We start from the raw sequence: 19969 nt of genomic DNA, 5'->3' as shown, positions 1-19969 counted from the left end.
ATCCGGCCAGCGCCGCGCCCGGCTGGACGGTCGCTGCCGCGCGGGGGCTGCGCGCGGCCATCGTGGCCGCGGCCGATGACGGGCTGGACCCGCGCGACTATGCCCCCGAGGCGCTGGACGCGGCGCTGCGCGCAGGCGATGCGGTGCTGATCGCGCGCGCGGCAACCGCCAGCTATCGCCGGCTGGCGCGCGACCTGATCGAAGGGCATGTGACCGCCGCCGCGCGGCGCGACTGGCACGTTGCCGGGCCGGCCGCAGATGGCGCGGCGATCGACCGGATGATGGCGGCGGCGCTGGCGGGCGGGCGGATCGGGCCTGAACTGGCGGCGCTTGCCCCGCGCCATGCCCAATATCGCGCGCTGCGCGCCGCGCTGGCGGCGACACCGCCGGGCGAGGCCGCGCGGATCGAGGCGCTGCGCGTCAACATGGAACGCTGGCGCTGGCTGCCGCGCGAACTGGGCGCGCGGCATCTGCTGGTCAATGTGCCGGGCTACACGCTCGATCTGGTCGAAGGCGGCGGGGTGACGGCGCGCCACCGGGTCATTGTCGGCCGCGCGCAGACGCCGACGCCGCAATTCGGCGCAGAAGTTGCCGGCGTGATCCTCAACCCCTGGTGGGACGTGCCGGCGAGCATCGTCGCCGAAAGCGTCGGCGCGCTCATCCGCCGCAATCCGGCCACCGCCCGCGCGCGCGGCTATGTCTGGCAGGCCGACGCCGCCGGGCATCTGCGCGTCCGCCAGATGCCGGGGCCGGGCAATTCGCTGGGGCTGATGAAGCTGGTGATGCCCAACCCGTTCAGCATCTTCGTCCATGACACGCCGGCCAAGGCATTGTTCGCCCGCCCGGTGCGCGCGTTCAGCCATGGCTGCATCCGCACCGAAAACCCGCTCGACCTCGCCGCCCTGCTGACCGGCGGCAGCCGGGCGCAGATCGATGCGCAGGTCGCGGGCGGCGACACGCTGCGCCTGCCGGTCGCGCCGCTGCCGGTCTATATCGTCTATCTGACGGCCATTGCCGACGACAATGGCCGGATCAGCCAGCTGCCCGACATCTACCGGCGCGACGAAGCGGTCGCCGCCCAGCTGGCCGACCGGGGCGCGCCCCCGGACTGAGCCGGTTCAGCGCTCGACCACCGCGTCATGCATCGGCGCGAGCCGGGCGAGCAGCCGGTTCTGCGCGGCAAAGCTGACGCCCTCGGCGGTCATTGCGCGCTGGAGCAGCTCGACCAGCCGGTTCATGTCTGCGCGGCGGATGCCCAGATCCTTGTGCGCGCTCGCCATGTCGCGGCCGGAATAGGTGCAGCCGGCATTGAGGATCGCGCAGATCTGCTCGGTCAGCGTGCGGCGCAGCCGGACCATGTCCTGATTGACGAAGATTTCGGCAATCGCCGGATCGGCGCGGGCGTCAGCGACCATGCGGGTGACGATGCGCTCAATGCCCGCGCGGCCGTGAAACGCCTGTGCCATCGCGTCGCCCGCAAAGGGCCGCGCGCCCAGATTGGCGGGGCCGGGCACATAGGGGGCGACCGCCTCCTCGCCCGGCATCGCATAAGGCGGGGGCGCGGGGGTTGGGGACGAAACGGCCCCGGCGGTCTGAGCCAGCGTCAGCAGCAGCGCGATCATCTCCCCTCCCCTCAAAAACCGGCCTGAAGCTGGACGAGCACGCCGCGCTGGCGCGGGCGGGTGGCGATTTCGCCCAGATCGACATAGGCAATGGTCACGGTGACGTGGCGGTTGACCGCCCAGGCCGCGAACAGATCCACCCAGTCATCCTCGCGCGCAATGCCCAGCCGGTCGGGCTTCATCCGGTATTCGCCGCCAATCGCCAGCCGCCGCGACAGCTGCCACGCCGCCGATCCCTCGAACGCCAGCATCCGCCCACCCCCCTTGTCGCCGCCAAAGCCGAGCAGGCCGAGCTGGTTGGCGCGGGTCAGCCGCAGCGTGCCATTGACCAGCAGGCTGTGCGCGAGCAGCAGCCGGCTGGCCGAGACATAGACATCGACATCGCGGTCGGCCCGCGCACCGAGCGCGCGGACCACGGCATCGTTGCGCCCGTCCTTGAGCTGCGCGCCGAGCGCGACCGCCGGCATCCGGCCATAGACGAGATCGCCCGCCAGCCTGACCTTCGCGCCCAGCACATTCTGGACGAAGCGGTAATCGCGCCCCAGCCCGAGCGCCGCGCCGATGCGGTTGGTGTCGAAGCTCTGCCGGGCAAAGGACAGCTCGACCCGGTCGCGGAACCCGACCGCCACCCCGATGCCGCGATAATCATAATCGCGCAGCACCACCCGGGTCAGCTGCGCCTGTGCGCCGATGCCGTCATCGGTGCCATTGCCGGCAATCACCGCCCAGGGCGCAAGCCCGCCCCCGGCCGCGCCGTCGAGCGTCGAGATGCCGTTGGTCAGCAGCAGCTTGCCCCCGGTCGTCAGCGGGCGGGCGGCGGCGGCGGTCGCACCGGCACCCAGCAGGGCGGCGGCAAGGATCGGCAGAAAACCGGGCGGGATCAGTCGGCGGGCGGGCATCATCCGCGTAATATAGATTAAAAGATTGGAGACTTATTGACGGCTAGAGACAGCGTCATGTTTCGCCCCGCCCGCCAGACCTGCCGCCCGGCCCGGAGTGCACCGACCGCCCTGACGACATGGCGCGTCGCGGCTGTAGCGGCCATGCTGGCGGGGGCGCCCGCACATGCGGCCGATCTTGACCTGCGGCTGGTCGACAGCGCCGGCCAGCCGGTCGCCGATGCGGTGATGACTTTCCATCCCGCCGGCGGCGCACCGCCCGGGCCTATCCGTTTTCCCTGGCCGGCGGAAATGGTGCAGGAAAATGTGACGTTCGTGCCCCATGTGCTGATCGTGCCGGTGGGGGCGACGGTGCGCTTTCCCAACCGGGACAAGGTGCGCCACCATGTCTATTCCTTCTCACGCGCGGCGCGGTTTGAGATCAAGCTGTTCGGGCGTGATGAGACGCGCAGCTACACCTTCACCACGCCGGGCGCGGTCGCGCTTGGCTGCAACATCCATGACCGGATGGCCGGGTTCATCCGCGTGGTCGACACGCCCTTTGCCGCCAGAAGCGATGCGGGCGGCAGGGTCAGGCTGGCCGGGCTGCCCGACGGACGCGGGCGGATCACCATCTGGCACCCCCGGCTGAAGGGCAAGGATCAGGAAATGCTGCTGCCCTTCGGCCCCGGCGCGCCCGCCCGCCCGGCCGGGCAGCGCATCGTGCTGCCGCTGGGGCCCGAGCGATGATCCGCGCGGGCGGCCGGATCTGGCGGCGCGTGGCCGGGCGGCTGGGCGCGACGCTCACCGTGCGGATGACGGTGTTTTTCGGGCTGATGTTCGCGCTCACGAGCGCGCTGACGCTGATCGGCACTCAGGCCGCCATCGCCCGCTATGCCGAACGCATGATCCGCGACCAGATGCGCACCGGCAGCGCGATTTTCGACCGCATCGCGGCAATGCATTTCGACCAGCTTGCCCAGGCCGGCCGCGTGCTGGCCGGGGATTTCGGCTTTCGCGAGGCGGCGGCGACCGGCGATGCGCCCACGATCCTGTCGGCACTCGACAGCCTCGCCGCGCGGCTGGAGGCCGATCATGCGATGTTCGTCTCGGCAGATGGCGATGTCGTCGCCCGCCCGCCGGGCTTTACCGATCAGGATCGCGACCGCCTGCTCGCCGCGCTCGAGGCCGGGCGCGAACAGGGCATCGCGCGGTGGAGCGGGGAAGATCATATGGCCGCCGCCGCGCCGGTGCGCGCGCCGATGACCGTCGGCTGGGTGGTGTTTGCGCGCGACATGGCCCCGGCCGATCTGCGCGCGCTCGCCCGGCTGACGCTGATCGACCTGCGCCCGCATCTCGCCGTCCCGGCCGAACTGCCCCCCGCGCTGCGCGACGGGCGCGCGCCGGGCCGCACGGTCGAGCTGGCGGTCGCGGGCGAGCGCCGGCTGGTGCAGGCCCGCCCGGTCGAAAGCCTTGAGGCGGATGCGCCGCGGCTGCTCGTCCTCGAATACAGCCTGACGGCGGCGATGGCCGCCTATGCGCCCATTTTGTGGGTGCTGCTCGGCTTCGGGCTGCTCGGCGTCGGCATGGCGATCATCGGCACCTGGCTGACGGCGAGGCGGCTGAGCCGGCCGATCCTGGCGCTCGATGCGGCGGCGCGCCGGGTCAGCCGCGGCCACCATGCCGAGGTGGCGGTCGAAACCGGCGACGAGATCGGGCGGCTGGCGCGCAGCTTCAACACCATGGTGACGGCGATCAGCGAGCGCGAACGCCAGATCGCGCACATGGCGTTTCACGATGCGCTGACCGGGCTCGCCAACCGCACCCTGCTGCGTGAGCAGATGAGCCTCGCGCTCGCCCGCGACGACCGGTTCGCGCTGTTCTGCCTCGATCTCGACAATTTCAAATCGGTCAACGACACGCTCGGCCATCCGACCGGCGATGCGCTGCTGTGCGATGTGGCGAAGCGGCTGGACGAGGCCTGTCCGGGCGGGTTCGTCGCCCGGCTGGGCGGCGACGAATTCGCGGTGATCCTGCCCGCCGCCGCCGGCCAGCCGGCGCGGATCGCGCGGACGATCATTTCGCGGATGGCCGAACCGTTCACCGTCAACGGCCACCGCATCGTGATCGGCACCAGCATCGGCATCGCGCTCGCGCCCGATGACGGCACCGAGGCGACCGCGCTGCTCAAAAACGCCGATCTTGCGCTCTACAAGGCCAAGAATGACGGCAAGAACGGCTTCCGCTTCTTCGAGGCCGCGATGGATGCCGAGGCGCAGGCGCGCCGCGCGCTCGAAGTCGATCTGCACGATGCGCTGGTGAAGGGGGAGCTGGAGCTGTATTTCCAGCCGCTCTTCTCGCTCGCCCAGTCGCGGGTGTGCGCGTTCGAGGCGCTGCTGCGCTGGAACCATCCGGTGCGCGGCATGGTGTCGCCGGCCCAGTTCGTGCCGCTGGCCGAGGAGACCGGGCTGATCGTGCCGATCGGCGAATGGGCGCTGCACGAGGCCTGCCGGATCGCCGCCGGCTGGCCCGGCGACCTTGCCGTCGCGGTCAACATCTCGGCCGTGCAGTTCCGGTCGGCCACGCTCAACACCGTCGTGCTCCAGGCGCTGGCGGCCAGCGGCCTGCCCCCGGCCCGGCTGGAGCTGGAGATCACCGAAAGCCTGTTCATCGACAATGTCGAGGCGACGCTCGCCTCGCTGCACGCGCTGCGGCGGCTGGGCGTCAGGATCGCGCTCGACGATTTCGGCACCGGCTATTCCTCGCTCAGCTATCTGCGCGCCTTTCCGTTCGACAAGCTCAAGATCGACCGCAGCTTCATCGTCGATCTGCTCGAACATGACGGGGCGACGGCAATGATCCGCGCGATCACCAGCCTTGCCGACGCGCTGGGCATGGAAACGACCGCCGAGGGGGTGGAGAATGTCGACCAGCTCGACATTCTGCGTGCGCAGGGATGCAACACCATCCAGGGCTTTTATTTCAGCCGCCCGCTGCCGGCGGCCGAGGTGATGCGGCTGCTCGACAGCCAGGGTCAGGCACAGGCAGCCTGATCGCGCCCGATTGCCATCTGCCCGCCGGGCAGGGAGCAAAGGTCAGGGCGCGCAGGTCAGGGGGCGGGCGCGTCGATCCGGCAGACCACGCCTTCGGGCAAAAACGCGATCTCGACCGTGCCGCCCAGTTCGGCGGCAAGCCCGCGTTCGATCAGCCGCGTCCCAAAGCCCCGGCGGCGCGGCGGCGCGACCGGCGGCCCGCCCTGTTCCCGCCAGACCAGCGACAGCTGCCCCGCCGCGACCGCCCAGTCGATCAGGATCCGCCCACCGGCCACCGACAATGCGCCATATTTGAGCGCATTGGTGCCCAGTTCATGCGCGGCGATGGCGATCGACACGGCGGTCTTGGGCGGCAGCAGCACATGCGGGCCAGCAAGGCTCAGGCTGTCGGCGGCGACGCCCAGCCCCGACAGCGTTCCGCCCAGCACCTCGGATATCGGCGCAGGGCTCCAATTGCCGCGCGTCAGCAGTTCATGCGCGGTCGCCAGCGCGGCCAGACGCCCTTCGAACGCCGCGCGCACCGCCGGATCGATATCGGCATCGCGGAAGCTGAGCTGCGCGATCCCCTGCACGACGGCGAGCGTGTTCTTCACCCGGTGGTTGAGCTCGTCGATCAGCAGCTTCTGCCGCTCCTCGGCGCGCTTGCGCTCGGTGATGTCGATGAGCGCGCACACCGCGCCGCGCACACCGCCATCGAGGTTGCGCAGCGGGGCGGCATTGCCGAGCAGATGGACCCGCCGCCCGTCGTCGAACACCAGCTGCTCTTCGTGCATCGTCAGCGTTTCGCCGCGCGTCGCGCGCTGGACCGGCAGATCCTCGGGCCTGACCTCTCCCCCGTTCACGTCGAGCACGCGGACATGGCCGACATCGCTATCGGGTGCGTGCTTCGACAGATTGGCCCCCGCCGGCAGCCCCATCAGCTCGGTCGCCACCCGGTTGCCCACAATGTGCGCGCATGACGGATCCTCGGCGATCAGGATCGCCGCCGGCGCGGCGTCGAGCACCGCCTGCAATCGGTCGCGGCTGTCGCGCAGCTCGGCCTCGATCCGTTTCAGTTCGGTCACGTCCTGCACCAGCGTGTAGACGCCGAGCACCGCGCCCTCCGCATCCAGATGGGGAATGTGCTGGACGATGGTCGACCGCGCCTGCGGCCCCTGCACGAACGGGCTTTCATAGGCCACCGCCTGCCCGGAAAATGCCTCGAGCATGCGCGGCAGCCGTTCACGGTACATGTCGTCGCCCAGCACATCGCGCGAATGGCTGCCGAGAATGTCGGCAACCGGCCGGTCGAACCAGCGCTGATAGGCCTGGTTGACGAAGCGGAAGCGGTGCTCGCGGTCGATATAGGAGATGAGCGCCGGCATCGCATCGGTGATCGCGCGCAGCCGCTCCTCGCTCGCCTGCACCGCCTCTTCGGCGCATTTCAGGTCGTGCACATCGGTCGAGCATCCGCACCAGGCGGTGATCCGCCCCGATGCATCGCGCAGCGGCTCGGCGCGCGCGACATACCAGCGATAGGCCCCGTCATGCCGGCGGTAGCGGCATTCGCCCATATAGGAGCTGCCCTCGGCCAGCGTGCGGCGCCACACGGCGGAAATGACCGGCGCATCGTCGGGATGCACGGCATCGAACCAGCCATGCGCCAGCGCAACCTCCGGCGTCTGGCCCGAATATTCATACCAGCGGTCGTTGATGAAATGGATCACCCCGCGCGCATCGGCGAACCAGATGAAACTGGGCACGACATTGGCGAGCAGGCGGAACCGCGCCTCGCTGTCGCGCAGCGCCGCCTCGGTCCGGCGCTGCTCGGTGACGTCGATCAGCATCCCGTCAAACAGCAGCCGGCCGTCAATGGCGGCACGCGGCTGGGTGCGGACCTGGACGTGACGGATGCCGTCGCCGCGATCGGTGCGCACCTCGGTTTCCAGCCCCGTACCGCTGGCGATGACCGCCAGTTCCTCATGATACAGGCGGACCATGTCCTCGGGCAGGATCGCGCCCATCAGCGCCATCGGATCGGCCAGCGCCGCCGCCGCCGGGACGCCGCTCAACGCCTCGCAATTGGCCGAGATGAAGGTGAAGCGCCGCCCGCTCAGATCCGGGTTGATCTCCATCTGATAGACGATCACGCCCGGCAGATGATCGGCCAGCGCATGCAGGCGCGACCGGTCCTCCTCGGCCGCGCGGCGGGTGCGGACATGCTCGGTCACGTCATTGGCGATCAGGAAGATGCTGTCCGTGCCGTCCGCGCCCGGCATCGGCTGGAGCGCAATGTCGAGATAGACGGGCTCGGCACCGGGCAGCGCCAGTCGCACCCCGTCCAGCCGGGCGGGCTTGCCGGTCTGCGCCACCTGCGCCAGCGCAGAGCCGAGGCCGTCGCGAAACAGCTCGGGATGGGCATCGGCGGCAACCATGCCGCGCAGGTCGCGGGCGAACAGCCGGCGATGCGCGGCATTGACGGTCACATAGTGATGGTCCGGCCCGCCGATCAGTGCGATCGCGCCGGGGGCCTGTTCATACATGCGCACCAGCTGCGCCCGCTCGACCGCCAGCCGCAGATCGGCGCCCCCGTCGGCGACGGTCACGAACGCGCCGGCAATCTCGCCGGCCTCGTTGCGCAGCGCCGCATAGCTGAAGCCGGGGGCCGGAGCGGCGGGGGCTGGGGCAGTGCTGGCGCTCTCCGCCCCGCCGGCGCGGCGATCGACGCCGATGGCGGCCAGCCCGGCTGCGATCCGGTCCCATGCGGCCGCCCAGAAATGCTGCGCCGGCTGGCCGAGCGCATCGCCGCCGAACAATGTCATTGCAGCATCATTGGGGATCTGCACCAGCGCCGGTCCCCACCAGACGGCGGACGCCCCCGGCATCGCCAGGCACAGCTCGACGGCCGTTTTCAGGCTTTGGGGCCAGGCGTCGAGCGGCCCCAGCGGCGTGGCCGCCCAGCCATGCTGCGCGACCGCATCCCGGATCGGCCCGCCGCTGCGCGGAAAGCGGGGCGCGCCGCCCGCATCGGCAGCGCCGTCCGGCGGCCCGGCCGTCCGCATATTGATCACCGCGTCACCGGACACATCGGCCCCCGCTTTTCGCCAAAGTGCAAGTTCACGCCCCCAATCCAGTCTAGAAGCAGGTGCCAGCCAACCCAAGCAGATTATCGTCTGGCTTTGCGGGGCGGCAGCGCCACGTCCCGGATTTCAAAAACGCCGCAATCCCGCTAAGCATCGCGGCGATGCGCCCTGCGTTGCTGCCCGTCCCGCCGCTGTCATGCCCATCGCGCCCGGCGCTGGTTCTGGCGTTGAGCGCCATGCTGCTGGCCGGCGGCTGCGCGGCGCGACAGGCCAATGCCCCGCGCGGCCCGGATCCGGTCGCGCTGTCTCAGGCCATTGCATCGGCCGCCGATCAGGTGCGTCGCTGCTATCGCCCACCGCGCGTCGCCCGCCCCGCCCGGCAGATCGTCACCCGGGTGCGCGTCCGCCTCGCTCCCGACGGCAATGTCGCCGCCGCGCCCGAGGTGGTCGCGCAAAGCGGGATCACCCCGGTCAACCGGGTGTTCGCGCCGCTGATGGCCGATGCGGCGATCACCTCGGTGCTGCGCTGCGCACCGCTGGTGTTGCCGACAGACCTTCATGCAACCGGCTGGGACGAGTTCGACCTGACCTTCAGCCCCGGGGCGATGGGTTAGAGCATTTTCAAGCCGGGTTGAAACATCCGGCAACTGGGAAAATGCGGAAAATCGAAGGATTAGAGCGGCCGATCCGATGCAATCGTATCGGCCGCTCTAAAGGTCCGGTTCCGCCATTGGCCGACGCGTGGCGCAGCGGCACCGGCCCGCACAGGATCGGCCAGCCTCAATAATTGCGGCGATAGCGCAGCTCGACGCTGGTCCCCGAAAACGAACTGGTCTGCGACAGGATGCTGAGCGCGCGGCTGAGCGCGACCTCGATCTGGGTGGCGGTGAAGCCGCGCGCATCGGTGATGATTTCCACATAGATGTCGTTCGACACATAGGCTCCGGCGGCGAGCGCCGCGCCGCGCCCGGTGCTTTGATCCTCGCCCAGAATGCGCAGCCGGTCGATCCCGGCGGCCGAACGCAGCTTGCCCAGCGGATTGAGCCCACCGCCGGTGCCGCGCAGATTGTTGAGCGCGGCGGCCAGCTGCACCGCCTGCAGCGCCGACAGGTTGGTGATCGATTCGCCGAACAGCACCCGGGCGAGCAACTCATCCTGCGGCAGGCTGGGGGTGGAGGTGAGCGCGATCTGCGGGCTTTGCGCGCGCCCGGTGACGACCAGCGCGACCGTCAGCCCGTCAATCTCCGCATTGGCGCGAATGTCGATCAGCGGGTTGGTGCCGCCCTGGAAACTCAGCGTCGATGCGCGGTCGAGATCGAACCGCCGCCCGGCAAAGCTGTAGGTGCCGCGCACCAGATTGACGGTGCCGGTCATCGCGGGCGCGGTGGAGGTGCCGCCGATGCGCAGATCGGCCCCCCATTCGGATTCCAGCCCCATGCCGGAGACGAACAATTGGTCGGGCGCGCGCAGCCTCAGGTCGAACCGGAACAGCCCGGCGGCGGCGGCGCGGCGGCGCTCGGCCGCGGCAGCACCCGGTTCGGGCATCGGATCGCCCTTGCGTCTGACGCCTTCGAGCACCGCGATCTCGGCTGCGCCCTGCCGCACGACCTGATAGCGCGCCTCGGGCAGGCGCAGCTCGCCGGCGATCAGCACGCCCTCGGTGAACGGGCCGGTCAGGCGCAGCCGGCCAGTCGCGGTCGCGCCCAGCGCATCGGAGCGTGCCATCCTTGCCTGGTCGAGATCGACGGTCAGATCAACCGGATAGCCCGCGGCCGAGGCCAGGCCGATCCGCCCCTGGGCGGTGACGGTCCCGTCCCCCGCCTTGCCCGTCAACCGATTGATTTCAAGACGATCATTCGTGAACTGGCCGGCAAGAGACAGATCGGTCAGCCGCGTCCCGTAAACGGTATTCAGATAGGTCAGCCCCTTGGCGCGGACCAGCCCGGCCAGCTGCGGTTCGGCAAGACGGCCGCCGAAATCGGCGGCGATGCCGATCGGCCCGGCAAGCTGGTGATCGGTCAGCCCGGCGAGCGCCGGCAGCAGATCGGCGGGGCCGTTATAGCGCAGCCCGCCGCTGAGCGGTGCCGCCGCCAGCCTTTCGGTCCAGCCCCCCGCCGTCCCCGGCGGCTGGAGCCGGGCCTGCAACCGGCCGATGGTCACGCTGCCCCGCCGCGCCAGCGCCTTCAGCTCGGCACCTTCGGGGCGCAGCGTCGCCACCGCGTCGAGATCGACCCCGGCGGACACGGCAGCGGCGCTCGCCCGGGTGAAATCGGCAACCGACAGGCGCAGGTCGGCGCGCGGCATGGCATCGCCCGTATCGGCAAAGCTCAGCCGCCCGGTCGCCCGCCCGCCAATGCCCAACCCGCCCGACACCGCGCCCAGCACCGCCAGATCGAACCGGTCGAACCGGGCGTCGACAGCCATGCCGCCGTCGCCGTCCAGCCGCCCGGCGACCCGCAATTCGCCGCCGCTGCCGGCGATCACCCGCGCCTCATCAAGCAGATAATCGTCGCCGATGGTACGGATCACAGCCGGAGCCGCCAGCCGCAGGGCAATGCCGCCCAGCTCGCCGTCCGCCGCCAGCCGGATGATGCCGGGGGACAGCGCGGCATTGGCGGCCAGCCTGAACGCCATGCCGGCATCGCCCTCTGCCACCAGCGCCGCCCGGCCGCGCCCGCCGCGCAGATCGATGCGCCCGCGCGCACGGCGCAGGCGCAGCTCGCCGCGCGTCACGGCGGCGGCCTGGACATCGGCAATGATGCGCGGGGCATCGGGGTAAAGCGCGATATCGGCCGCGATCAGCGCCCGGCCGATCATCACCGGCGGGTCCGATGGCAGCCGGGCATCGCGCGCGGTGGCCGACAGCCGCGCCGTCTGCACATCGCCTTCGCCGCCCAGCACCGCCTGCCCGCTGACGCCATTGCCCGATACCGCCAGCGTGCCCGCAAACGGCCCGGCCCCGGTCTGGACGAGCGCGCCCGACAGATCGAGTTCGGCAAAGCGCCCGCGCCTGACATCGATGCGCAGCGGCCCCTGCCCGGTCACGACCAGCAGATCGGCGGCGAACGGCCCATAGGATGAGCCGCCGGTCGCGCTGACCTCGTAACCGGCGGCGGTGCCGCGCACGACCGCTTCGACATCGGTGAGCGGAATGCCGAGGCGCGGCCGGGCGGCGGTCAGGCGAATGACCGGCCGCGCGAGCGTCCCCGACAGCGCGACGCTGACCGGGCCATAGCGGCCGGCAATCCCGGCGGCGCGGCCATCGATCCGGCCATCGGGCCATAGCCGCCCCGCGCCGTCGGTCACGGTCAGCCCCGGCGAGGCGACGCGCAGCCTGTCGAGCGTCGCCACCCCGGTCGGGCCATAGCCGATGCGCCCGGTGATCAGCGTCTGCCCGGCCAGCAGGTCGCGCAATGCGCCATTGTCGATCCGCACGCTGCGCGCCGCGAACCGCCCGGCCAGTGCCCAGCCGCCGCCGCGCGGCGCGACCAGATCGATGTCGCTCGACAGGTCGAACAGCCCGGCCCCCTGCACCAGATAGCGATCGACCCGGCCCGACAGGGCGCCGCGATAGGTGCCGGCGGCAAGATCGGCGGCAATCACCGCCCGCGCATCGATGCGCGGCGCGCGGATGCGCAGATCATCGGCCAGCAGCCGCACGCCGCTGACCGCGATCTGGCCGTCGAGCGTAACGCCGGTCAGCAGATCACCCAGCGACGGCCCCAGCCCGGTGATCCGGGCGGCGCGGGCGCGCAACGGGATCAGGATGCGGCCGGGCGTGATGCGGGCCGCACCGCCCGCGGCCAGCCCCTCGACCCGCGTGTCGCCAAAGCCCAGCATCGCCGCATTGAGCCGATAATCGATGCGCGGCCGCGCAAACGGCCCGTCGATCCGCGCGCGCAGGCGAACGCCGCTGCCAGCGAGATTGGGGGCGAGCATGGCGGGACGCATCAGATCGGCCGACAGCGTCGCCATGCCGATGCGGTTGCGCGCCAGATCGACATCGCCCCTGGCCGACACCGCAAGGGCGGCGGATGCGAGCTTCAGCTGGACATCGGCGCGCCGGTCCGCCAGCTGCGCCGACAGGTCCATCGCCAGCGCCGGGCCGGTCAGCCGGGCAAGTGCTGGCACGATCAGCCCCGGCCGGGTCGGCCCTTGCGCGCGGAACAGGCCATTGCGCGCGGTGAGCGCCAGCCGGGCGAGCGACCGCCCGCCATGCACCGCGATCAGCCGCCCGTCCCATGCCCGCCAGTCGCCCCGCCCCGCCAGATCGAGCGCGAGCGGGGCCTTCAGCCCGACGAGCGCGGCGAGCGCGCCGCCCGCGGGCGCACGCACCGACGCCGCCATCACCAGCCGCCCGGCATCGGGCGCGGCATCGAGGCGGAGCATCGCCCGGTCGCCGCCGTTCAGCGCCGCCAGATCGGCCGCGACCAGCGCGCGCGCATCGGCGATCCGCGCCCGCCCCGACAGGCGAAGCGTCTGCGCCCGCCCCGTCACCGCCGGGGCGAGCACCAGCCGCTCCACCGCCAGCCGGCCGAGCGTCAGGTCGATATCGGGCAGCACCGGCCGGTCGGGATCGGCCGGCACGGGCCGCAGCGCCGGGCGGCGGGCGACCACGACCAGCGGTGCCGACAGGTCGCGAAGGTCGATATGGCCGCCCAGATAGGCGAGTGGGCGCCAGTCGAGCCTGATGTCGGGCGCATTGGCGAACACCCCCTGCGGATCGCGCACGGCCACGTCGCGCAGCACCATCCGCCCGAACAGCGACCCGTCGATGCGCCCGATCCGGACCGACAGGCCGGACGCGGTCTCCATCCGCGCCAGCCGGTCGGCGACCAGCCGCCGCCCGGCATCGCTGTCGAGCGCGACGAGCGCCGCCACGCCGAGCGCCGCGACCAGCGCCAGCACGGCGGCGAGGCGGCGCAGCGCGCGGGCAAAACGCCGGGGCTGCGCGGCGGCGGGAGCGTCCGTCAAAATGCCTGTCCGATCGAAATGAACAGGGTGATGCGCGATTCGCCCGGCCGCCGCGCGATCGGCGTCGCGACATCGACGCGGATCGGGCCGAAATTGGTGTAAAGCCGCCCGCCAATGCCCACCCCGGCGCGAATGTCGGACAGCCCCGGCAGGCTGGAGCGATAGACCTGGCCCGCATCGACAAAGGCGGCGACGCCATAATCGCCGAACCGGTAGCGCGCCTCGACCGCCGCCTCGACGACGCTGCGTCCGCCAAGCGGGGCATTGGCGGTGTCGCGCGGCCCCAGTTCCTGAAAGCCGAAGCCGCGCACCGATCCGCCGCCCCCGGCATAGAGCCGCCGCGACGGCGCGATGCGGTCGCGCGGCGTGCCGATGATCGTGCCGAAGCGCGCCCGCCCGGCGATCACCAGATCGTCGCGGACAGGATAATAGCCGCTGACATCGACAATGCCGCGCGCATAACGGTCCATCCCGCCCGAGGCGCGCTGCGACAGCTCAGGCGTCAGCCGCCCGGTCACGCGAAAGCCGCGCGTCGGATCGAGCAGGCTGTTCGAGCGGTCATAGCCAAGCTGGCCCGGCAGGGCGACGATGAAATAGGTGCCCCGGGCATCGTCGCGCGGCTGGACCCGCCGGTCTTCGTCGCTGGCCAGCAGTTCGACGCCATAGGCCCAGGTCCAGATTTTCTGCCACAGCGGGGTCGATTCGCGCGAAATGCGCGCCGACACCGACGCGGTCAGCGCGTCATAGGCCTCGTAACGCTGGCGCGCGCCGCGCAGCCCCAGCTCGACCGTCCGGTCGCGGCGACCGGCATTGGCACGCCGGAAACTGACCCCGGCCGATTGTTCGCGCGTGCCGATCACCCCCTGCACGATCAGCGCGCCTTCGGGCGGGAACAGGTTGCGGTGGGTCCAACTGCCGCGCAGCGTCAGGCCCTGACCGGTCTGGTAGCCGCCCTGCGCGGCAATGGTGCGCGGCGGCCCGGCCTGCTGCGTCACATCGAGATCGACGAGCATCCGCCCTTCGGCATCGCGGCGTTCGGTGGCAACCGGCGTGACCGCGACGCCCGACATCAGCCCGGTCGCGATCATCGCGTCGCGCAGATCGTCGACCTTGCGCCCGTCATAACGCTCGCCGCTGCGAAACCGGGCGAGCACCGCGACATGGGCGGCATCGAACACCGGCCGGCCGCCGGTCCGGATCGTGCCGAACGCGCCCAGCGGTCCCGGATCGACCGGCAATGTGTAATCGCCTAGCCGCGTTTCGGGATCGAGCAGCACGTCGCGCGCGCCGATGGTCGCGAACGGATAGCCGCGCTCGGGCAGGCGCACGCTCACCCGCGCCTCCGCCGCCTCGATCAGCGCGGCGGCCAGCGGCTCGCCGCCGTTCAGGGCCAGCGCATCGCGGGCAAGGCCCGGCGGATCGGTGTCCGGCCCGGTGACGCTGATCCGGCCCAGACGATAACGCGCACCGGCCACGAAGCGCAGCCGCGCGGTCAGCGGCCGCCCGTCGCGCGGCGGCTCCAGGGTGACGCTGCCGGTTGCGTCATAATAGCCTTCGGCGCGCAGCAGCGACAGCGCCAGCCGCTCATCCTCGCGCGCCCGCGCCAGCACCACCGCGCCATTGGCCGCATCCCCGTCGCCGCGGTCGAGCGCCGACAGGCTGCGGAAGCGGCGCTCCAGCCCGACCGCGTCCAGCCCCTCGACCTCGAGCCGGTAGCGCAGTTCCTCGGCCGGGGCCGTCGCCTCGGCCAGCCCGGCGGGCGGATCGAGCGCGAAACTGCCAAGCGGCGGCAGCGGATCGTCCAGCTCCGGCGGCAAAGCCTGCACCGGATCCGCTGCGGCGGGCGCGGGCGCAACAGGCGCCGGCAGCGGCGCGAGCGGCGCATCCAGATCGTCGCCGACCGGGGGCAGCATGGCGTCGAAGGCGGCATCGGGGATGACCGGCGGCTCGACACCCGGCCCGTCAGCGGCCAGCGGCGTGCCGTCCGCCGGCGACGCGGCGGGCGGAGGAGGTGCGGGCTGCGGTCCGGCCGGTGCCGCGAACGCCATGATCGCGGCCAATGACGTCAATGCACTCACCTGGACCCCTTCATCCTCCGCCCACAACCCTGACGCCTGACGACCGGTTCCACAATCGCTTTCAGCCGCTTTCAGCGCCGTGCGCCGCGCCCGGCCTGCGGGTCGGCACGATGGCCGGTTTAAGCCTCGCTTAAGGGCTTGCGCATAAGCCCCGAGAAATGTCGGGCGCATTTCAAGCCTTTGAGCCGGTTGAGGGCGATTATCCGCCGGAGCGCCGATCAGGTGCCCGGCACATGTCGGTCCTGCGCGCCGGGCGCATCAGCTTTGATGGCGACGACCATCTGTGCATCGTGCGCAACATTTCGGCCGGCGGGCTGATGGTCGGCTGCAACACGCCGCCCCTCCCCGACCGCCGGGTGACGGTGGAGCTGCGCTCCGACAAGCAGATGCACGGCGTGGTGCGGTGGAGCCGGGACGGCCAGTGCGGCATTCAGGTGGATGAGCCGATCGATGTCGAGCAGGTGCTGCGCGAGGAGCGCAACCCGCTGCTGCGCATCCGGCCGCGCGCGCCGCGCTTCGTGCGGCGCGGCACGGTGAAGCTGATCGGCGAAGGCGATCCGGTGATCGGCGACATCATGGACATTTCGATCGGCGGGCTGAGCTGCCGGCCCGACCGGCCGCTCAAGCGCGGCGAACCGGTCGTCGCCTCGATCGCCGGGCTGGTCGCGACCACCGCCGAGGTGCGCTGGACCAAGGGAGACGTCGTCGGCATCCGGCTTGAAAAGCCGCTGCCCTGGCGCGGTTTTGCCGACTGGCTGGAACAGGCCCCGCGCGGCTGAGCCGCCCCGGCCGCTCGAAAAACCCTCTAAATCGATGATCTGGAGCGGTTTTTGATCCGATGCGGCCAGATCGGAAACCGCTCTAGCCATGGCCTGACCGGCTCCGCTACGCTGCCCTCCGGGGAGGGCGCGCATGATGCGGTGGGTGAAACGTCTGGGGCTGGTGCTGGTCCTGCTGCTGGTCGGGGGCATCGCCTTCGCCTGGACGCCCGATGGCGACCGGGCGGCGCTGATCGCGCGCTACAGCGACGGCAAGTCGCGCTTTGTCGATCTGGGCGAGGGCCTGCGCGTGCATGTGCGGGTGGACGGCCCGGCCGATGCGCCGGTGATGCTGCTGATCCACGGCTCCAACGCGTCGCTGCACACCTGGGCGGGATGGACCGAAAGGCTGGCCGGGCGATATCGGCTGGTCGCGATCGACTTGCCCGGCCATGGCCTGACCGGTGCCCATCCCCGGCGCGATTATCGCGAGGAGATGTTCATCGACGTGATCGACCGCGTCGTCGACCGGCTGGGCCTGCCGCCCGCCATCGTCGCGGGCAATTCGATGGGTGGTGAGCTGGCGTGGAAATATGCCCGCGCGCATCCGCAACAGGTGCGCGGGCTGGTGCTGATCGACGCCTCGGGCGCGCCGGGGGCGTTTCCCGACCATGCCTCGATCGGCCACAGCATGATGCGCAGCGCCGCCTTGCGCCCGGTGCTGCGCCATCTGACGCCGCGCATCCTGATCGAACAGAGCCTGAAGGACAGCCTCGCCGTCCAGCAGGTCGTCACCCCGGCGATGGTCGACCGTTACTGGGAGCTGCTGCGCTTTCCCGGCAATCGCGACGCGACGCTCGACCGCGCCACCGTCCGCCGCCCGGCCGCGACCCCGGCGGCGATGGCCGCGCTCGGCAAGCCGGTGCTGATCCTGTGGGGCGCGGCCGACCGGCTGATCCCGCCGCGTTACGGACAATGGTATCAGCGCGCGATTCCGGGGGCGGAACTGATCGTCTATCCCGGCATCGGCCATGTGCCGATGGAGGAAGCGCCCGCGCGCACCGCCGCCGATGTCGATGCCTGGGCGCGCCGGTTGCCGGCCATGGCTGCGGGCGCATGACGACCATCGCCGTCTACAGCGCCAAGGGCGGGGTCGGCAAATCGACGCTGGCGGTCAATCTGGCCTGGGCGGCGGCGACCCTGTCGTCGCGGCGGACGCTGATCTGGGATCTCGATGCCCAGGGGGCGGCCAGCTATCTGCTCGGCCAGGGGCGCGGCGCGCCGGGACCGGCCGAGCGGGTGTTCGCGCGCGACGTCGCGCCCGAAACGCTGATACGCCCGACCGGGATCGAGCGGCTGGACCTGCTGCCCGCCGACAGTTCGCTGCGCGCGCTCGACCGGCTGTTCTTCGAAATCGGCAAGAAAAAGCGGCTGCGCCGGCTGCTCGAAGGCCCGGCGCGCAGCTATGAACGCATCATCCTCGACTGTCCGCCCGGCCTGACCGAAACCAGCGCCCAGATCCTGGCGGCCGCCGATCTGATCCTCGCGCCCGTCATCCCCTCACCGCTGTCGCAGCGCGCGCTGGACGAGGTCGTCGCCTTTGCCGGGCGGCTGAACGGGCGGCATGCGCCGATCCTGCCGATCTTCTCGATGGTCGACCGCCGCCGCGCGCTGCACCGCGACGCGCTCGAGCAGCGGCCCGACTGGCCGGTGATCCCGATGGCGAGCGCGGTCGAGCAGATGGCGAGCGAACGCGCGCCCATCGGCGTGTTCGCCCCGCGTTCGCCGGCGGCCGAGGCCTTTGCCCGGCTGTGGCGCGGCATCGAGAAAAAGGCCGTGCGGCTGTAGCCCGTTCGCCGGGCCGGACCCGCTCACCCAGGCTTCAGGATGCTTCGGACAGAGACATGACGCCGCCGATCGATACCGCCCTGCTGCTGCGCGCCTATCGGGCGGGGATCTTCCCGATGGCCGACAGCCGCGACGCACCCGACATCTATTGGGTCGAGCCGCGACGGCGCGGCATCCTGCCGCTGGACAGCTTTCACCTGTCGCGCTCGCTCGCCCGCACATTGCGCCGCGACCGGTTCGTGGTGACCGCCGACCGCGCCTTTGCCCGGGTGATCGCCGCCTGCGCCGAGGCGCGCGGCGACGGGCCGGAAGGCGGCACATGGATCAACGCCCTCATCGAGGATGCGTGCAACCGGCTGCATGCCGAAGGCCATGCCCATTCGGTCGAATGCTGGCAGGACGGCGTGCTGGTCGGCGGGCTGTACGGCATCAGCCTGGGCCGGGCGTTTTTCGGCGAAAGCATGTTCAGCCGCGCGCGCGATGCGTCAAAGGTCGCGCTCGCCCATCTGGTCGCGCGGCTGCGCGCAGGCGGCTTCACCCTGCTCGACTGCCAGTTCCTGACCGATCATCTCGCCTCGCTCGGTGCGGTCGAGATCGACCGGGCCGATTACATGGCGTTGCTGGGTTCGGCGCTGGCGGCGGGGGCTGGCGCGGCGGCGGACGGCGCGGGCGCCGCCGGGTCGTTCGGTGCGCTCGACCGGCTGGCGGGCGCGCTGCCTGCCGACGCGGCGGCGCGGACGGTCGCCGCGCCGATTTCGGGATGCGTCATCGCGCAGCTTTTGGGCCAGACGTCATAGACCGGGTGCTCGACGACGTTGAGCGACGGCGATTCGGCATAGAGCCAGCCCGAAAACACCCGCCGCCACGCCGCATCGGTGCCGCGCACATCGAGCTGGACGAACGCGCCGGTCAGCTTCTGCACCTCCTGCGGGGCGGTGGTCTCGCAGGCGCGCAGGCGGACGATGACATCGCCGACGCGCACCGCCTGACCGGGCCTGAGCGTCAGATCGCGGGCGATGCCGTTGCGCTTGTTGAGCAGGCCGAGCACGGCGACACGCTGCGCCATCGGCGTTTCGGCGCGGACATAGGCCGGGCCGGAACCGGCACGCGGCGATCCGCCGGTCGCGGCTTCGGCTGCATTATCGGGCGCATCCGCCGCGGGCGGGGCTGCGGTGGACACGGGATCGGCGGCCTGATTCTGCAGCGCGAGCGCCGCGCCGCCGGCTGCGACCGCCAGGCCGAGACCGGCCAGCGCGGCCCGCATCATGCCGCGTCCGGGCTCCACGCCTCATAATCGCCGGTCGACGCCGCACGCACGCCGCCCTGTTCGAGCGCGCCCGCCGGGCGATAGGCCGCCGCAGTGCCGGTCATGTTCGGCACCGCCGGCTTCTGCCAGGCGCGCGGCGCGGGCAGCGCTTCGGGCAACAGATCGGTGGTGTGGTGCAGCCAGCCATGCCATTCGGGCGGCACCCGGCTGGCGTCGTTCGATCCGTTGAAGATCACCCAGCGGCGCTTCTGCCCGTCCTCGCCGGCCGTGCGGGCTTCGTAATAGACATTGCCCCAATCGTCGCTGCCGACGCGCACGCCGTTGCGGCGGGTGTAAAGCGCGGTGCCGATGGTGGCGCCGTTCCACCAGGTGAAGATCGATGCGAGCAGACCCATGGCGCCGCGTTTAGCGATGTCGGCCCGGTTGGGA

14 protein-coding genes and 1 pseudogene are annotated in these 19969 nt (G+C 71.4%); 8 read left to right on the top strand and 7 right to left on the bottom strand.

The window, feature by feature from the left end; all coding sequences use genetic code 11:
- A partial coding sequence (locus tag OPU66_RS06835; RefSeq protein ID WP_498552861.1) for a L,D-transpeptidase family protein occupies positions 1-1112 on the top strand: 1112 nt, incomplete at its 5' end.
- 6 nt (positions 1113-1118) lie between these two features.
- On the opposite strand, the gene OPU66_RS06830 is transcribed toward OPU66_RS06835, so the two are convergent.
- Together OPU66_RS06830 and OPU66_RS06825 are read right to left on the bottom strand one after the other, a co-directional pair.
- Positions 1119-1622 (bottom strand): group I truncated hemoglobin, encoded by a 504-nt coding sequence (locus OPU66_RS06830; RefSeq protein WP_498552860.1) that lies wholly within the window; start codon positions 1620-1622, stop codon positions 1119-1121.
- A gap of 11 nt (positions 1623-1633) precedes the next feature.
- Entirely contained in the window at positions 1634-2524 is an 891-nt protein-coding gene (locus OPU66_RS06825) for a DUF3034 family protein (RefSeq protein ID WP_498552859.1), read from the bottom strand.
- A 141-nt stretch (positions 2525-2665) separates the two neighbouring features.
- Here OPU66_RS06825 and OPU66_RS06820 point away from each other — a divergent pair, with 141 nt between their 5' ends.
- Positions 2666-3250: a cupredoxin domain-containing protein gene (locus OPU66_RS06820; protein WP_498552858.1), complete on the top strand. Its 585-nt coding sequence runs from the start codon at positions 2666-2668 to the stop codon at positions 3248-3250.
- The gene (locus OPU66_RS06815; protein WP_498552857.1) at positions 3247-5553 is read left to right on the top strand and encodes a putative bifunctional diguanylate cyclase/phosphodiesterase; all 2307 of its coding nucleotides are present in this window, start codon (positions 3247-3249) and stop codon (positions 5551-5553) included. The genes OPU66_RS06820 and OPU66_RS06815 overlap by 4 nt, the downstream gene beginning before the upstream one ends.
- A gap of 56 nt (positions 5554-5609) precedes the next feature.
- On the opposite strand, the gene OPU66_RS06810 is transcribed toward OPU66_RS06815, so the two are convergent.
- A complete protein-coding gene (locus OPU66_RS06810) occupies positions 5610-8618 on the bottom strand; it encodes a PAS domain-containing protein (RefSeq protein ID WP_498552856.1) in 3009 nt (1002 codons plus the stop codon).
- Positions 8619-8776: 158 nt separating this feature from the next.
- On the opposite strand from OPU66_RS06810, the gene tolA reads away from it, so the two are divergent.
- Complete coding sequence (gene tolA, locus OPU66_RS06805) at positions 8777-9229, top strand: cell envelope integrity protein TolA (RefSeq protein WP_498552855.1); 453 nt, start codon at positions 8777-8779, stop codon at positions 9227-9229.
- A gap of 166 nt (positions 9230-9395) precedes the next feature.
- On the opposite strand, the gene OPU66_RS06800 is transcribed toward tolA, so the two are convergent.
- Together OPU66_RS06800 and OPU66_RS06795 are read right to left on the bottom strand one after the other, a co-directional pair.
- Entirely contained in the window at positions 9396-13589 is a 4194-nt protein-coding gene (locus OPU66_RS06800; protein WP_498552854.1) for a translocation/assembly module TamB domain-containing protein, read from the bottom strand.
- A complete protein-coding gene (locus OPU66_RS06795) occupies positions 13586-15667 on the bottom strand; it encodes an autotransporter assembly complex protein TamA (protein ID WP_498552853.1) in 2082 nt (693 codons plus the stop codon). The genes OPU66_RS06800 and OPU66_RS06795 overlap by 4 nt, the downstream gene beginning before the upstream one ends.
- A 158-nt stretch (positions 15668-15825) precedes the next feature.
- Here OPU66_RS06795 and OPU66_RS06790 point away from each other — a divergent pair, with 158 nt between their 5' ends.
- The 4 genes from OPU66_RS06790 (at position 15826) to aat (ending at position 19070) form a co-directional block, all read left to right on the top strand.
- The gene (locus tag OPU66_RS06790) at positions 15826-16446 is read left to right on the top strand and encodes a PilZ domain-containing protein (RefSeq protein ID WP_498552852.1); all 621 of its coding nucleotides are present in this window, start codon (positions 15826-15828) and stop codon (positions 16444-16446) included.
- A gap of 133 nt (positions 16447-16579) precedes the next feature.
- Complete coding sequence (locus OPU66_RS06785; protein WP_498552851.1) at positions 16580-17545, top strand: alpha/beta fold hydrolase; 966 nt, start codon at positions 16580-16582, stop codon at positions 17543-17545.
- Positions 17542-18273: a ParA family protein gene (locus tag OPU66_RS06780; protein WP_498552850.1), complete on the top strand. Its 732-nt coding sequence runs from the start codon at positions 17542-17544 to the stop codon at positions 18271-18273. The genes OPU66_RS06785 and OPU66_RS06780 overlap by 4 nt, the downstream gene beginning before the upstream one ends.
- A 56-nt stretch (positions 18274-18329) precedes the next feature.
- The gene (gene aat, locus OPU66_RS06775; RefSeq protein WP_498552849.1) at positions 18330-19070 is read left to right on the top strand and encodes a leucyl/phenylalanyl-tRNA--protein transferase; all 741 of its coding nucleotides are present in this window, start codon (positions 18330-18332) and stop codon (positions 19068-19070) included.
- 35 nt (positions 19071-19105) lie between these two features.
- Here aat and OPU66_RS06770 read toward each other — a convergent pair.
- Positions 19106-19339, bottom strand: a pseudogene (locus OPU66_RS06770) (DUF2155 domain-containing protein); the annotation flags it as partial.
- A 197-nt stretch (positions 19340-19536) separates the two neighbouring features.
- Positions 19537-19935: an NADH:ubiquinone oxidoreductase subunit NDUFA12 gene (locus tag OPU66_RS06765; RefSeq protein ID WP_498552848.1), complete on the bottom strand. Its 399-nt coding sequence runs from the start codon at positions 19933-19935 to the stop codon at positions 19537-19539.
- Positions 19936-19969: the final 34 nt, after the last annotated feature.

It is taken from the genome of Sphingomonas sp. URJC2, assembly GCF_059803575.1.
Note: the sequence above shows the minus strand (reverse complement) of the source record. Positions and strands in the feature narration are given on the sequence as shown.

What these genes read in the sequence shown, in the direction of transcription:
- OPU66_RS06830 (WP_498552860.1), bottom strand. Translation starts at nt 1,622, where the DNA reads ATGATCGCGCTGCTGCTGACGCTGGCTCAGACCGCCGGGGCCGTTTCG.
- OPU66_RS06825 (WP_498552859.1), bottom strand. Translation starts at nt 2,524, where the DNA reads ATGATGCCCGCCCGCCGACTGATCCCGCCCGGTTTTCTGCCGATCCTT.
- OPU66_RS06820 (WP_498552858.1), top strand. Translation starts at nt 2,666, where the DNA reads ATGCTGGCGGGGGCGCCCGCACATGCGGCCGATCTTGACCTGCGGCTG.
- OPU66_RS06815 (WP_498552857.1), top strand. Translation starts at nt 3,247, where the DNA reads ATGATCCGCGCGGGCGGCCGGATCTGGCGGCGCGTGGCCGGGCGGCTG.
- tolA (WP_498552855.1), top strand. Translation starts at nt 8,777, where the DNA reads ATGCGCCCTGCGTTGCTGCCCGTCCCGCCGCTGTCATGCCCATCGCGC.
- OPU66_RS06790 (WP_498552852.1), top strand. Translation starts at nt 15,826, where the DNA reads ATGTCGGGCGCATTTCAAGCCTTTGAGCCGGTTGAGGGCGATTATCCG.
- OPU66_RS06785 (WP_498552851.1), top strand. Translation starts at nt 16,580, where the DNA reads ATGATGCGGTGGGTGAAACGTCTGGGGCTGGTGCTGGTCCTGCTGCTG.
- OPU66_RS06780 (WP_498552850.1), top strand. Translation starts at nt 17,542, where the DNA reads ATGACGACCATCGCCGTCTACAGCGCCAAGGGCGGGGTCGGCAAATCG.
- aat (WP_498552849.1), top strand. Translation starts at nt 18,330, where the DNA reads ATGACGCCGCCGATCGATACCGCCCTGCTGCTGCGCGCCTATCGGGCG.
- OPU66_RS06765 (WP_498552848.1), bottom strand. Translation starts at nt 19,935, where the DNA reads ATGGGTCTGCTCGCATCGATCTTCACCTGGTGGAACGGCGCCACCATC.